The organism is Pseudomonas edaphica, from assembly GCF_965277385.1.
Lineage (GTDB): Bacteria > Pseudomonadota > Gammaproteobacteria > Pseudomonadales > Pseudomonadaceae > Aquipseudomonas > Aquipseudomonas edaphica.
The window spans coordinates 1,796,537-1,811,277 of sequence record NZ_OZ255725.1 but is presented as its reverse complement, the minus strand read 5'-3'; the positions used below and the strand labels follow the sequence as shown (position 1 = coordinate 1,811,277).

The window sequence follows — 14,741 nt, the reverse complement described above, 5'->3', positions numbered from 1 at the left end:
AGTTTTTAGACAGGATCACTATGCCGGCTTCATTCGTTCACCTGCGCCTGCACACTGAATACTCCCTGGTCGACGGCCTGGTACGGATCAAACCGCTGGTCAAAACCCTGGTGGGCATGAACATGCCTGCGGTGGCGGTTACCGATCAGAACAACATGTGTTCCCTGGTCAAGTTTTACAAGAACGCCATGGGCGCCGGCATCAAGCCGATTTGCGGCGCCGACCTGTGGCTGTCGAACAAAGACCCGGATAACCCCCTGAGCCGCATCAGCCTGCTGGCGATGAATGGCGTGGGTTATCGCAACCTCACCGAATTGATCTCGCGCGGTTTTATCGACGGCCAGCGCAACGGCTCGATCATCATTGAGCGTGAGTGGGTGGCTGAGGCGAGTGAGGGCGTGATCATGCTCTCGGCCGCCAAAGAGGGCGAGATCGGTATCGCGCTGCTGGGCGGCAACCCCCAGGAAGCCGAAGTGTTGGCCCGCGAGTGGATGGACGTGTTTCCCGACCGCTTCTACCTGGAAGTCCAGCGCACCAATCGCCCCAATGACGAAGAACACCTGCACGCCGCCGTGGCCCTGGCCGACAAGCTGGGCGCGCCGCTGGTTGCGACCAACGATGTGCGCTTTATCAAGAAAGAAGATTTCGAGGCCCACGAAACCCGCGTGTGCATTGGCGAAGGCCGGGCACTGGATGACCCGCGCCGCTCCAAGAACTACAGCGAAGAGCAGTACCTCAAAAGCGCCGATGAAATGGCCGAGCTGTTCAGCGACCTGCCTGAGGCGCTGGAAAACTCGGTCGAAATCGCCAAGCGCTGCAATATCGAAGTGAAGCTGGGCAAGCACTTTTTGCCCAACTTCCCGATTCCCGATGGCATGACCATCGATGAGTACTTTCGCAAGGTGTCGTTCGACGGCCTGGAAGAGCGTTTGAGCGTTCTGCTGCCCAAGGACACCACCGAAGACTATGACGCCAAGCGCCAGGTCTACGTCGACCGGCTGAATTTCGAGCTGGATATCATTATCCAGATGGGGTTCCCCGGTTACTTCCTGATCGTGATGGACTTTATCCAGTGGGCCAAGAGCAACGGCGTGCCCGTAGGCCCAGGCCGGGGTTCGGGTGCCGGGTCGCTGGTGGCCTATGTGCAGAAGATCACCGACCTTGACCCGCTGGAATACGACCTGCTGTTCGAGCGGTTCCTGAACCCGGAACGGGTTTCCATGCCCGACTTCGACGTCGACTTCTGCATGGACGGTCGCGACCGTGTGATCGAGTACGTGGCCGAGAAATATGGCCGCAATGCCGTGAGCCAGATCATCACCTTCGGTTCCATGGCGGCCAAGGCCGTAATCCGTGACGTGGCGCGGGTGCAGGGCAAGTCCTACGGCCTGGCGGACCGTCTTTCGAAGATGATTCCGTTTGAAGTCGGCATGACCCTTGAGAAGGCTTATGAGCAGGAAGAAATCCTGCGCGACTTCATCAAGATCGATGAAGAAGCCGCCGAAATCTGGGACATGGCACGCAAACTCGAAGGCGTGGTGCGTAACGTCGGCAAACACGCCGGTGGTGTGGTGATTGCGCCAACCAAGCTCACCGACTTTTCGCCGATTTATTGCGATGAAGAAGGCGATGGCCTGGTCACCCAGTTCGATAAGGATGACGTGGAGGCAGCCGGCCTGGTGAAGTTCGACTTCCTCGGCCTGCGAACCCTGACGATCATCGACTGGGCGCTCAAGACCATTAACCGCGAACGCGCCAAGGTCGACGAGGAGCCGCTGGATATCGCGTTCATCCCGCTGGATGACAAACCTACCTACCAGCTGCTGCAAAAAGCCGAAACCACCGCGGTGTTCCAGCTTGAGTCGCGCGGCATGAAAGAGCTGATCAAAAAGCTCAAGCCCGACTGCCTGGAAGACTTGATCGCACTGGTGGCCTTGTTCCGCCCAGGCCCGCTGCAGTCGGGCATGGTGGATGACTTTATCAACCGTAAGCACGGCCGCGCCGAACTGGCGTACCCGCACTCCGATTACCAGTATGAAGGCCTAAAACCGGTACTGGCGCCGACCTACGGCATCATCCTGTATCAAGAACAGGTGATGCAGATTGCCCAGGTCATGGCCGGTTACACCCTTGGCGGTGCGGACATGCTGCGTCGCGCCATGGGTAAGAAAAAGCCCGAGGAAATGGCCAAGCAACGCGGCGGTTTCATTGAGGGTTGCGCCACCAACAATATCGACGCGGACCTGGCCGGTAACATTTTCGACCTGGTAGAGAAGTTCGCCGGTTACGGCTTCAACAAATCCCACTCCGCCGCCTACGGCCTGGTGTCGTACCAGACCGCCTGGCTGAAAGCCCACTACCCGGCGCCGTTCATGGCGGCGGTACTCTCGGCGGATATGCACAACACCGACAAGGTCGTGACCTTGATCGAGGAAGTGCGCACCATGAAGCTGCGCCTCGACGCGCCGGACGTGAACGCCTCGGAGTTCAAGTTCACGGTGAACGACGAAGGCCGCATCATCTATGGCCTGGGCGCCATCAAGGGCGTGGGCGAAGGGCCGGTTGAAGCAATCACCGAAGCGCGTCAGCATGGGCCGTTCGAGGATTTGTTCGACTTCTGCGCACGGGTTGACCTCAAGCGTATCAACAAGCGCACCCTCGATGGTTTGATCCGCAGTGGTGCGCTCGATCGTCTCGGCCCGTATTTCCATGATGAACCGAAGGCTTACCAGGCGAACATCGACCGCAACCGGGCGGTGCTGCTCACCGCCATGGAAGAAGCGATCAAGGCCGCCGAACAGACCGCCCGCACCCATGACAGTGGCCACGCCGACCTGTTTGGCGGGCTGTTTGTCGAGGAAGATGCCGACGTTTATGCCAACCATCGCAAGGCCAAGGAGCTGACCCTCAAGGAGCGTCTCAAAGGTGAGAAAGACACCCTGGGCCTGTACCTGACCGGTCACCCGATCGACGAGTACGAAGGTGAAATACGCCGTTTCGCCCGTCAGCGCATCATCGACCTGAAGCCAGCGCGCGATACCCAGACCGTCGCCGGCATGATCATCGCCCTGCGTGTGATGAAAAATAAGAAGGGCGACAAGATGGGCTTTATCACCCTCGATGACCGCTCGGGCCGCATCGAGGCGTCGCTGTTTGCCGATGCGTTTCACTCCGCGCAGTCGCTGCTGCAGACCGATGCCATGGTGGTGGTGGAAGGCGAGGTCAGCAACGATGACTTCTCCGGCGGCCTGCGCCTGCGGATCAAGCGGGTGATGAGCATGGAAGATGCGCGCACCAACCTGGCCGAAAGCCTGCGCTTGAAGGTCAAGACCGAAGCCCTTAAAGGCGATCAGCTACGCTGGTTGGGTGACTTGCTCAAACGTCACCGTGGCGCGTGCCCGGTGACCATGGAATACACCGGCAATGACGCCAAGGCGATGTTGCAGTTTGGTGAGACGTGGCGAATTGATCCCGCTGATGGCTTGATTCAAGCTTTGCGTGACCAGTTCGGGCGAGACAACGTCTTCCTCCAATACCGCTGACGGTCAGATACGTCTGATCTCGGCTGAACATTTAATCTCGACCTAAACGCGCCTCTCCCTTAAGGTAGGGCGCGAATAGACAACCGGCTGGCCAGGCACTCCTTGGCCGTCGACCCAAGACGGACGCTTATGAACCCGAATTTTCTTGATTTCGAACAGCCGATCGCTGACCTGCAAGCCAAGATTGAAGAACTGCGCCTGGTCGGCAATGACAATTCGCTGAATATCGGCGATGAGATCGCTCGCCTGCAAGACAAGAGCAGCACGCTCACCGAAGACATCTTCGGCAAGCTGACCAGCTGGCAGATCGCGCGCCTGGCCCGCCACCCGCGCCGTCCGTACACCCTGGATTACATTCAGCACATTTTCACCGAATTCGACGAGTTGCATGGCGATCGCCACTTTTCCGACGACGCGGCCATCGTGGGCGGTATTGCCCGCCTGGACGACCAGCCAGTGATGGTGATCGGTCACCAGAAAGGCCGTGAAGTGCGTGAAAAGGTTCGCCGTAACTTCGGCATGCCGCGCCCGGAAGGCTACCGCAAGGCGTGCCGCCTGATGGAAATGGCCGAGCGCTTCAAGATGCCGATCCTGACCTTCATCGACACCCCGGGTGCTTACCCCGGTATCGATGCCGAAGAGCGCAACCAGAGCGAAGCGATCGCGTGGAACCTGCGCGTCATGTCCCGTCTGAAAACCCCGATCATCGCCACCGTGATTGGTGAGGGTGGTTCCGGCGGTGCACTGGCCATTGGCGTCTGCGACCAACTGAACATGCTGCAATATTCGACCTACGCGGTGATTTCGCCGGAAGGTTGCGCCTCGATCCTGTGGAAAACCGCCGAAAAAGCGCCGGACGCTGCCGAAGCCATGGGCATCACCGCCGATCGCCTGAAAGGCCTGGGCATCGTTGACAAGGTTATCGCCGAGCCATTGGGCGGCGCCCACCGCGATCCGGCTGCCGCTGCTGCGACTATCCGTGCCGAGCTGGGTTCGCAACTGGCGATGCTCAAGAAGCTGGACAACGAAGCGCTGCTCAAGCGTCGTTATGAGCGCCTGATGAGCTACGGCCTCTAAGTCCTCGCAGTACCCAATGTGGGAGCTGGCTTATGTGGGAGCTGGCTTGCCTGCGATAGCATCAACTCGGTGTAACAGATGAACCGAGTTGTAAGCCCGGCTCCCACACATGCCCGCTCCCACATTTGCTTTGTGTATGCTTGGCTGCCGTATTCCAGTTCTGCGCCGGTATTTTTGATGAGCCCGACTTTACCCGCCAAACTTCTGCAAAACCTCGCCCCTTGGCGCAACGCCCCCGCCTGGCATATTGCCTTCTCTGGCGGCCTTGATTCCTCCGTCCTGCTGCACCTCCTGGCCTCCCTGGCAAACACCGAAACCCTGCCGCCCCTCAGCGCAATCCATGTCCATCATGGTCTGCAAGCTGCCGCCGATGCCTGGCCAAGTCATTGCCAGGGCGTATGTGACGAGCTGGACGTGCCCTTGCAGGTGGTGCGTGTGCAAATCCAGTCGGGTGCCAGCGTTGAGCGCGCAGCGCGGGAGGCGCGCTACCGGGCGTTTACCGAAGTGACCGGGGCAGGGCAGGTGATGCTCACCGGCCAGCATCGTGACGATCAAGCCGAAACCCTGCTGTTTCGCCTGTTGCGTGGCGCGGGGGTGCGAGGCTTGGCGGCCATGCCGGTGCATCGCCCATTGGGGGGAGGGCACTTGCTGCGGCCGTTGCTGGATGTCTCACGCGTCGAGCTGCAAGCCTATGCGCACCAGCACCAGTTGCAGTGGATCGAAGACCCATCCAACGCCGATTCCCGATTTTCGCGCAATTACCTGCGCAATCGTGTGTTCCCGCTGCTGAGCGAGCGTTGGCCCCAAGCGGTCGCCAGCCTGGCCCGCGCTGCCGAGCACCTGAGCGAAGCCCAGGGCTTGCTCGACGAATTGGCCGTCATTGACCTGCAAACCGCCGACCAGCCTTCGCCGTTTCCCTGGCTGGCCTTGCCGTCATTGGCCCTCGCTCCCTTGCGCGAACTTTCTGATGCCCGCCAACGCAATGCCCTGCGCCACTGGCTCACGCCGCTGACGCGCTTACCCGACAGCGACCACTGGGCCGGTTGGTATTCCTTGCGGGATGCCAAGGGTGATGCGCAACCGCTGTGGCGCCTGGCCGATGGTCAATTGCACCGCTGCGGCGAGCGTGTGTGGTGGCTGCCTTCCACCTATTCAGCGTTTTCCGACACGCCGGTGAGCTGGCCCCATCCGCAAAACCCACTAGAGTTACCGGGTAATGGTCAGCTTGAACTTATCGGAGAGGCGCCTGCAGGCCCGTTGGTGATTCGTTATCGCCAGGGCGGCGAAATCATCGATGTGCCTGGTCGGGGCCGGCGGGACTTGAAGCGCCTGCTGAATGAAAGTAGCTTGCCGGGCTTCATCCGTGGCAGATTGCCGCTGCTCTATCAGGGCGAGCAATTGCTGGCTGTCCCAACCCTTGCGGGGCTATGGGCCTGCTCGACTGGCAAGTGGCAATTACATTGGATGCCACAGAGGTGCGATCAAGGTTTGAGCTGATAGAGGCTTTCCGGTAGACTACGCTCCCTTCTTGATACAACTTCTGTGGATTCAACTGAATCGCAGCAGTTGCCGATTACCAAGCAGTCTTTGCTGGGCGATTCCAAAAAATGTGTAGCGATCAACGTACCGGTGTTTCATTGCTGGTCTGTCACCACGCGGCGGTTTTTTTGAAAGGTGCACTGTGATTAATGCAGGTGATCGGGGGCTTCGGCCTTCCTTCGCTTTCCCCGGCGGCTCGGACCGCTTTAACGCAGACTTCTAGGGTTTTTCATGACGCGCTACATATTCGTCACGGGCGGTGTTGTTTCTTCATTGGGGAAAGGCATTGCCTCCGCTTCATTGGCGGCCATCCTGGAGGCGCGGGGACTTAAGGTCACCATGCTCAAGCTGGACCCGTACATCAACGTTGACCCGGGCACCATGAGCCCGTTCCAGCACGGTGAAGTGTTCGTCACCCACGACGGCGCCGAAACCGACCTGGACCTGGGCCACTACGAGCGGTTCATCCGCACGACCATGACCCAGAACAACAACTTCACCACCGGTCGTGTCTACGAGCACGTGCTGCGCAAAGAGCGCCGTGGTGACTACTTGGGTGCAACCATCCAGGTGATCCCGCACATTACCGACGAAATCAAACGCCGCATCATCAAGGGTGCAGGCGATGCCGACGTGGCAATGGTCGAGATCGGTGGCACCGTGGGTGACATCGAATCCCAACCGTTCCTCGAAGCCATCCGCCAGCTGCGTTTCGAAGTCGGCGCCAAGCGCGCGATGCTGATGCACCTCACGTTGGTGCCGTACATCGCTACCGCCGGCGAGACCAAGACCAAGCCAACCCAGCACTCGGTAAAAGAGCTGCGTTCGATTGGCCTGCAGCCGGACGTGCTGGTGTGCCGCTCCGATCACCCGATCGACATTTCCTCGCGTCGCAAGATCGCGCAATTCACCAACGTTGAAGAACGTGCGGTCATCGCGCTGGAAGACGCCGACACCATCTACAAGATCCCGGGCATCCTGCACTCGCAAGGCCTGGACGATTTTGTGGTCGAGCGTTTCGGCCTGCAGTGCAATGGCGCAGACCTGTCCGAGTGGGAAGCCGTGGTTGACGCCAAGCTCAACCCTGAGCACGAAGTCACCATCGCCATGGTCGGCAAGTACATGGAACTGCTGGACGCGTACAAGTCGCTGATCGAAGCGATGAGCCACGCGGGTATCAGCAACCGTACCAAGGTCAACCTGCGCTACATTGATTCCGAAGACATCGAGAACCAGGGCACTGCACTGCTCGAAGGTGTTGACGCGATCCTCGTGCCAGGCGGTTTCGGCCTGCGTGGCGTGGAAGGCAAGATCACCGCGGTTCAATACGCTCGTGAAAACAAAGTGCCGTACCTGGGTATCTGCCTGGGCATGCAAGTGGCCGTTATCGAGTTCGCCCGTAACGTGCTGGGCTGGAAAGACGCCAACTCCACCGAGTTCGATCACACCAGCGGCCACCCGGTCGTGGGCCTGATCACCGAGTGGGAAGACGCCACCGGCGCCGTTGAAACCCGTACCGAAACCTCCGACCTGGGCGGCACCATGCGCCTTGGCGCACAGGACTGCCTGCTGGAGCCGGGCTCGCTGGTTCACGACTGCTACGGCAAGGACGTGATCGTCGAGCGTCACCGTCACCGCTACGAAGTGAACAACAACCTGCTGCCGCAGATCAAAGAAGCCGGCCTGAAAATCTCCGGTCGCTCCGGTGATGGCAAGCTGGTTGAAGTGGTCGAGGCGCCTGATCATCCGTGGTTCGTGGCCTGCCAGTTCCACCCTGAGTTCACCTCGACGCCGCGCGATGGTCACCCGTTGTTCAGCGGTTTCGTTAAAGCAGCACTGACGCAACATCAGAAGAAGGCGTAAACCTGATGGCCCAGAAGATCATTCGCGTAGGCGACATCGAGATTGCCAACGACAAGCCCATGGTGCTGTTCGGCGGCATGAACGTGCTGGAAAGCCGCGACATGGCGATGCAGGTCTGTGAAGAGTACGTAAAAGTGACCGAGAAACTCGGTATCCCTTACGTGTTCAAGGCCAGCTTCGACAAGGCCAACCGTTCGTCCGTGACCTCCTATCGTGGCCCCGGCCTTGAAGAAGGCATGCGGATCTTCCAGGACATCAAGCAAGCCTTCGGCGTGCCGATCATCACCGACGTCCACGAGCCTGAACAGGCTGCCGTGGTCGCCGAGGTGTGCGACATCATCCAGTTGCCGGCCTTCCTGTCGCGCCAGACCGATCTGGTCGTTGCGATGGCCAAGACCGGCGCTGTGATCAATATCAAAAAAGCCCAGTTCCTCGCGCCTCAGGAAATGAAACACATCCTGAACAAGTGCGTGGAAGCGGGTAACGACCAGTTGATCCTCTGCGAGCGTGGTTCGAGCTTCGGCTACAACAACCTCGTGGTGGACATGCTCGGTTTCGGCATCATGAAACAGTTCGAATACCCGGTATTCTTCGACGTGACCCACGCGCTGCAAATGCCCGGTGGTCGCGCCGATTCTGCTGGCGGGCGACGTGCCCAGGTGCTGGACCTGGCCAAGGCGGGCATCAGCCAGTCGCTGGCGGGCCTGTTCCTGGAAGCTCACCCGGACCCGGACAACGCCAAGTGCGACGGCCCTTGCGCCCTGCGCCTGGACAAGCTGGAGCCGTTTTTGGCCCAGTTGAAGCAGTTGGACGAACTGGTCAAGAGTTTTCCGACGGTAGAGACCGCGTAAGCCGCGTTTCTCCGGTAAAGTATCCCACGCTAAACGCTCAGGCCTGCGGGCCTGAGCCTTGTCGCCTGCAAGTCTGCCCTGTTGTTCCACCCTTGCGGTCGGTCAAAAGATTTCCTACAGCTGCGTCGTTTTCGTCAACTTTGGAGTGTTTACAACAATGGCAAAAATCGTCGACATCAAAGGTCGTGAAGTTCTCGACTCCCGTGGCAACCCCACCGTCGAAGCCGACGTGCTTCTCGATAACGGCATCATCGGCAGCGCTTGCGCGCCGTCCGGTGCGTCTACCGGTTCGCGCGAAGCGCTGGAACTGCGTGATGGCGACAAGAGCCGTTACCTGGGCAAAGGTGTACTCAAAGCTGTAGCCAACATCAACGGCCCGATCCGTGACCTGTTGCTGGGCAAAGACCCGCTGGACCAGAAAGCCCTGGACCACGCGATGATCAAGCTCGACGGCACCGACAACAAAGGCAGCCTGGGCGCCAACGCCATCCTCGCCGTGTCCCTGGCCGCTGCCAAGGCGGCTGCACAGGACCAGGACCTGCCGCTGTACGCACACATCGCCAACCTGAACGGTACCCCGGGTGTTTACTCGATGCCGGTGCCGATGATGAACATCATCAACGGTGGCGAGCACGCCGATAACAACGTCGACATCCAGGAATTCATGGTGCAGCCGGTTGGCGCCAAGACCTTCTCCGAAGGCCTGCGCATGGGCACCGAGATTTTCCATCACCTCAAGGCTGTGCTGAAGGCCCGTGGCCTTAGCACTGCGGTGGGTGACGAAGGTGGCTTTGCACCGAACCTGGCGTCCAACGAAGATGCACTTAAAGTCATCTCCGAAGCTGTGGCCAACGCTGGCTACAAGCTGGGCACCGACGTGACCCTGGCCCTGGACTGCGCGGCCAGCGAATTCTACGAAGACGGCAAGTACAACCTGTCCGGCGAAGGCCACGTGTTTACGTCGGAAGGTTTTGCTGATTACCTCAAAGGCCTCACCGAGCGCTACCCGATCATCTCGATCGAAGACGGCCTGGACGAGTCCGACTGGGATGGCTGGAAAGTCCTCACCGACAAGATCGGCGAGAAAATCCAGCTGGTGGGCGACGACCTGTTCGTCACCAACACCAAGATCCTGAAAGAAGGCATCGATAAAAAGATCGCCAACTCGATCCTGATCAAGTTCAACCAGATAGGCACCCTGACCGAAACCCTGGAAGCCATCCAGATGGCCAAGGCTGCGGGCTACACTGCCGTGATCTCGCACCGCTCCGGCGAAACCGAAGATTCGACCATTGCCGACCTGGCTGTGGGCACCTCGGCGGGCCAGATCAAGACCGGCTCCCTGTGCCGTTCCGATCGTGTGTCCAAGTACAACCAATTGCTGCGTATCGAAGAGCAACTGGCAGGTAAAGCCAAGTACAACGGTCGCAGCGAGTTTCGCGGCTGATTGTTAAGTGGTAAAAGTCTAAGGATTGTGTCGGAAAGTTCACGACAGTGTGTATTTCGGCGCTAATCTGATGGCTATCAAGCACAAGCCTGGGTCTTCCAGGCTTCGTGCTATCAGTTGCTGTAGAAGTTTTGCATGGCTGTCTTTTTTTACTGGATACCCGGATTTCGATGCGCAGTCCCAATTGGTTGTTCCTCGTCTTGCTCTTGTTGCTGGCTGGCCTGCAATACCGCCTATGGGTGGGTAATGGCAGCTTTGCGCAGGTAAAAGAGTTGACCCAGCAGATTGCCGACCAGCATGCCGAAAACGAACGTCTGCTGGAGCGCAACCGCGTCCTCGATGCCGAAGTGCTTGAGCTGAAAAAAGGTACGGAGACCGTTGAAGAGCGGGCTCGCCATGAGTTGGGCATGGTCAAGGAGGGTGAAACCCTCTACCAGTTGGCCCAATGAGTAACGATTTACCGGCCTTCTGGGCCGTGATTCCTGCCGCGGGCGTCGGTGCCCGTATGGCTGCGGACCGTCCCAAGCAGTATCTGCAACTGGGCGGGCGCACTATTCTGGAACACAGCCTTGGCTGTTTTCTCGACCATCCAGGCCTCAAGGGGCTGGTGGTCAGCCTTGCTGTCGATGATCCCTATTGGCCAAACCTGTCGTGTGCCAACGACCCTCGCATCGTGCGTGCGGACGGCGGCGACGAGCGCTCGGGCTCGGTGCTCAATGCGCTGTTGCAACTCAATGCCCTGGGCGCCAGTGATGATGATTGGGTGCTGGTGCACGATGCCGCGCGGCCAAACCTGAGCCGTGATGACCTCGACACACTCTTGGCTGAACTGGCGGATGATCCGATCGGCGGCCTGCTGGCGGTGCCGGCGCGCGACACCCTCAAGCGCGTCGACAAACATGGACGTGTGGTTGAAACCGTCGACCGCAGCCTGATCTGGCAGGCGTATACGCCGCAGATGTTTCGTCTGGGTGCGTTGCATCGTGCCTTGGCCGATAGCCTGGTGGCCGATGCGGTGATCACTGATGAAGCCTCGGCCATGGAATGGTCCGGTCAAGCGCCGCGCTTGATCGAGGGGCGTGCGGACAACATCAAGGTGACCCGGCCAGAGGATCTTGAATGGCTCAGGTTACGGTGGGCTAACCGCAGGTAGTCAGTTAAACCGTGTCGACTTCATCGCAGGCAAGCCAGCTCCCACCTTTGAAATGCATTCCCCTGTGGGAAGCAAGCCAGCTCCCACCTTTGAAATGCATTCCCCTGTGGGAAGCAAGTTAGCTCTACCTTTGAAATGCATTCCCCTGTGGGAGCCGGGCTTGCCCGCGATGAGGCCGGTACAGGCGCCGAATAATCAGCCACAGTACTCCGGCCTTTCAGCCAACCCAGCCTTCAAAAAGTCCACCAGCTTCCTGACCTTCGGCGATAAATGCCGCTGCTGCGGATACAGCGCCCACACCGCCGTATTCGGCGGCTGATGCGCCTCCAGCAACGACACCAGCGCGCCAGTGTGCAAATGTTCCAGCACGTAATAATCCGGCAGTTGGCACAACCCAACCCCTTGCAGCGCCGCATCCAGTACCGCCTGCCCACTGTTACAGCGCCAGTTTCCCTGCACTCGCTGGGAAAATTCCCGTCCATCCTGAGCCAGTTGCCAGATATCCGAGCTGCCGATCAGACAGTTATGCCGACTCAATTCCGACAAACTATGTGGCCGACCATACCGCGCTAAGTAGGACGGCGATGCGCAAAGGTACATGCGCCGAGGTGCCAGGCGGCTGGCGACCATGCGTGAGTCTTGCAAGCGCCCCAGGCGAATCGCCAGGTCCAGCCCCTCGTGCACCAGGTCCAACTGGCGATTACTCAATTCGATATCCACGCGCAACTGCGGGTACAGCCCCATGAACCGCGTGACCAACGGCACGATGAAGCGCTCGCCGTAAGCCACCGCGCAGGTCATGCGCAACATGCCCTTGGGTTCGCTGGTGAGGTCGCCCACCGCGCGCAACGCTTCTTCACGACCATCTTGCAAACGCTGGCAATGTTGCAGAAAGGTCTGGCCGGCTTCGGTGAGCGTCACCTTGCGCGTACTGCGATACAGCAAGCGCGTTTGCAGCCGTTCTTCCAGGCGCGCCACCTGCCGGCTGATATGCGATGAAGACACGCCAAGCCGCTCGGCCGCCGCGGTGAACTGGCTGCATTCAGCCACGGCGACGAACTCATCTATGCCTTCCCAGCGGTTTTCCAGCATGTTGATTGTCCCTGTGCAGCAATAATGTTTTGCTTTTGCCTGGATTATTCATCAGTGAGCCATGTTTTACACTCACTGCCTCAGTTTTTAACTCCCTGGAGAAACCCGGATGATCAAGTCCCGCGCCGCCGTAGCCTTTGAAGCTAAAAAGCCCCTTGAGATCGTTGAAGTGGATGTCGCCATGCCCAAGGCCGGCGAGGTGCTGTTGCGTGTGGTTGCGTCCGGCGTGTGCCATACCGACGCCTACACCTTGTCGGGCGCCGACCCGGAAGGCATCTTCCCGTCGATCCTCGGCCACGAAGGCGGTGCGGTGGTTGAAGCGATCGGCGAAGGCGTGACCTCGGTAGCGGTTGGCGACCACGTGATCCCGCTGTACACCCCGGAATGCGGCAAGTGCAAATTCTGCCTGTCGGGCAAGACCAACCTGTGCCAGGCCATTCGCTCCACCCAGGGCAAAGGCCTGATGCCCGACGGCACCACGCGTTTCTCCTACAAGGGCCAGCCGATTTTCCACTACATGGGCACCTCGACCTTCTCCGAGTACACCGTGTTGCCGGAAATCTCCGTGGCCAAGATCCCTAAAGAAGCGCCGCTGGAAAAAGTCTGCCTGCTGGGCTGCGGCGTCACCACCGGCATTGGTGCAGTGATCAACACTGCCAAGGTCAAGCCGGGCGACACCGTGGCCATCTTCGGCCTCGGCGGCATCGGCCTGTCGGCGGTGATTGGCGCGGTGAAAGCCAAGGCCGGTCGCATCATTGCCATCGACATCAACCCGGCCAAGTTCGAAATCGCCAAGCAACTGGGCGCCACCGACTGTATTAACCCGAAAGACTACGACCGCCCGATCCAGGACGTGATCGTCGACTTGACCGACGGCGGCGTGGACTTCTCCTTCGAGTGCATCGGCAACGTACAACTGATGCGCGCCGCCCTCGAGTGCTGCCACAAAGGTTGGGGCGAGTCGGTCATCATCGGTGTGGCCGGTGCCGGCCAGGAAATCTCCACCCGCCCATTTCAACTGGTCACCGGTCGCGTCTGGCGCGGTTCGGCGTTCGGCGGTGTGCGCGGTCGTACCGAATTGCCAAGCTATGTGGAAATGGCCCAGACCGGCGAAATCCCGCTGGACACCTTTATCACTCACACCATGGGCCTGGAAGACATCAACAAAGCGTTTGATCTGATGCATGAAGGCAAGAGCATTCGTACCGTCATCCACTTTTGAAACAGCGGCAAGCTACAAGCTACAAGCCGCAAGTGGGCGTACGCCTTCTTGCCGCTTGAGGCTTGCGGCTTGCAGCTAGGAGCACGCCCATGACCCTGGAAAATATCTCCTGCCAAAAGAGTTTTGGTGGCTGGCATAAACGGTACAAGCACAGCTCCCACGTGCTCGGTTGCGACATGACTTTCGCCGTCTACCTGCCGCCGCAAGCGGAGCAGGGCGGCAAGTTGCCAGTGCTGTACTGGCTGTCGGGGCTTACCTGCACCGATGAGAACTTCATGCAAAAGGCCGGCGCCCAGCGCATGGCCGCCGAGCTTGGGTTGATCATTGTCGCACCCGACACCAGCCCGCGTGGGCCGGGTGTGCCGGGCGACCCGGACAACGCCTGGGATTTTGGCCTGGGTGCCGGCTTCTACCTGAATGCCACGCAGGAACCGTGGGCCAAGCACTATCGGATGCATGATTATGTCGTGCAGGAATTGCCTGCCTTGGTTGAAGCGCATTTCCCGGCTTCAGACAAGCGCGGCATCAGCGGCCACTCCATGGGCGGTCACGGTGCGCTGGTGTGTGCCTTGCGCAACCCGGGGCGTTACCAATCGGTGTCGGCGTTTTCGCCGATCAACAATCCGATGGATTGCCCGTGGGGCCAGAAAGCTTTCTCCCGTTACCTGGGCGAAGAGCGCTCCAAATGGCGCGAGTGGGATGCCTGCGTGCTGATCAGCGAAGCCTCGGAAAAACTGCCGCTGCTGGTGGATCAGGGCGATCGCGACGATTTCCTTGCCGTGCAGCTTAAGCCTGAGGCGTTGCAGCAAGCGGCCAAGGCTGCCAACCATCCGCTTGAACTGCGCCTGCAGCCGGGTTATGACCACAGTTACTTCTTTATCGCCAGCTTCATCGAAGATCATTTGCGACATCATGGTCGTGCTTTGCTCGGTTAATGTGAGGCAAAAGTAGGTAG

Annotated in this window: 11 protein-coding genes; 10 read left to right on the top strand and 1 reads right to left on the bottom strand. The window is 59.5% G+C overall.

Annotation, left to right across the window (positions count from 1 at the left end):
* Positions 1–20: 20 nt before the first annotated feature.
* The 8 genes from dnaE to ispD all read left to right on the top strand — a co-directional run bounded on the left by dnaE (position 21) and on the right by ispD (position 11,472).
* Complete coding sequence (gene dnaE, locus ACQY47_RS08170; protein ID WP_017137152.1) at positions 21–3,542, top strand: DNA polymerase III subunit alpha; 3,522 nt, start codon at positions 21–23, stop codon at positions 3,540–3,542.
* 129 nt (positions 3,543–3,671) lie between these two features.
* Positions 3,672–4,619, top strand: coding sequence for an acetyl-CoA carboxylase carboxyltransferase subunit alpha (locus ACQY47_RS08165; RefSeq protein ID WP_017137153.1), 948 nt, complete (start codon positions 3,672–3,674; stop codon positions 4,617–4,619).
* Between the two features lie 177 nt (positions 4,620–4,796).
* Positions 4,797–6,116 carry a tRNA lysidine(34) synthetase TilS gene (gene tilS / locus ACQY47_RS08160; protein ID WP_428556856.1) on the top strand — a complete coding sequence of 440 codons (1,320 nt, stop codon included), beginning with the start codon at positions 4,797–4,799 and terminating at the stop codon, positions 6,114–6,116.
* A 273-nt stretch (positions 6,117–6,389) separates the two neighbouring features.
* The gene (locus tag ACQY47_RS08155; protein WP_078741105.1) at positions 6,390–8,021 is read left to right on the top strand and encodes a CTP synthase; all 1,632 of its coding nucleotides are present in this window, start codon (positions 6,390–6,392) and stop codon (positions 8,019–8,021) included.
* Between the two features lie 5 nt (positions 8,022–8,026).
* Complete coding sequence (gene kdsA / locus ACQY47_RS08150) at positions 8,027–8,872, top strand: 3-deoxy-8-phosphooctulonate synthase (protein ID WP_010212442.1); 846 nt, start codon at positions 8,027–8,029, stop codon at positions 8,870–8,872.
* A gap of 157 nt (positions 8,873–9,029) precedes the next feature.
* Positions 9,030–10,319, top strand: a complete 1,290-nt coding sequence (eno, locus tag ACQY47_RS08145; RefSeq protein ID WP_017137156.1) for a phosphopyruvate hydratase — start codon at positions 9,030–9,032, stop codon at positions 10,317–10,319.
* A gap of 170 nt (positions 10,320–10,489) precedes the next feature.
* The gene (ftsB, locus tag ACQY47_RS08140) at positions 10,490–10,768 is read left to right on the top strand and encodes a cell division protein FtsB (RefSeq protein WP_017137157.1); all 279 of its coding nucleotides are present in this window, start codon (positions 10,490–10,492) and stop codon (positions 10,766–10,768) included.
* Entirely contained in the window at positions 10,765–11,472 is a 708-nt protein-coding gene (gene ispD / locus ACQY47_RS08135) for a 2-C-methyl-D-erythritol 4-phosphate cytidylyltransferase (RefSeq protein WP_428556853.1), read from the top strand. The genes ftsB and ispD overlap by 4 nt, the downstream gene beginning before the upstream one ends.
* 195 nt (positions 11,473–11,667) lie before the next feature.
* On the opposite strand, the gene ACQY47_RS08130 is transcribed toward ispD, so the two are convergent.
* Positions 11,668–12,564 carry a LysR substrate-binding domain-containing protein gene (locus ACQY47_RS08130; RefSeq protein WP_017137159.1) on the bottom strand — a complete coding sequence of 299 codons (897 nt, stop codon included), beginning with the start codon at positions 12,562–12,564 and terminating at the stop codon, positions 11,668–11,670.
* A 109-nt stretch (positions 12,565–12,673) separates the two neighbouring features.
* Between ACQY47_RS08130 and ACQY47_RS08125 the strand changes: the two genes are divergently transcribed.
* Positions 12,674–13,786 (top strand): S-(hydroxymethyl)glutathione dehydrogenase/class III alcohol dehydrogenase, encoded by a 1,113-nt coding sequence (locus tag ACQY47_RS08125; protein ID WP_017137160.1) that lies wholly within the window; start codon positions 12,674–12,676, stop codon positions 13,784–13,786.
* Positions 13,787–13,875: 89 nt separating this feature from the next.
* Complete coding sequence (gene fghA, locus ACQY47_RS08120) at positions 13,876–14,721, top strand: S-formylglutathione hydrolase (RefSeq protein ID WP_034109074.1); 846 nt, start codon at positions 13,876–13,878, stop codon at positions 14,719–14,721.
* The last annotated feature ends 20 nt before the right edge of the window (positions 14,722–14,741 follow it).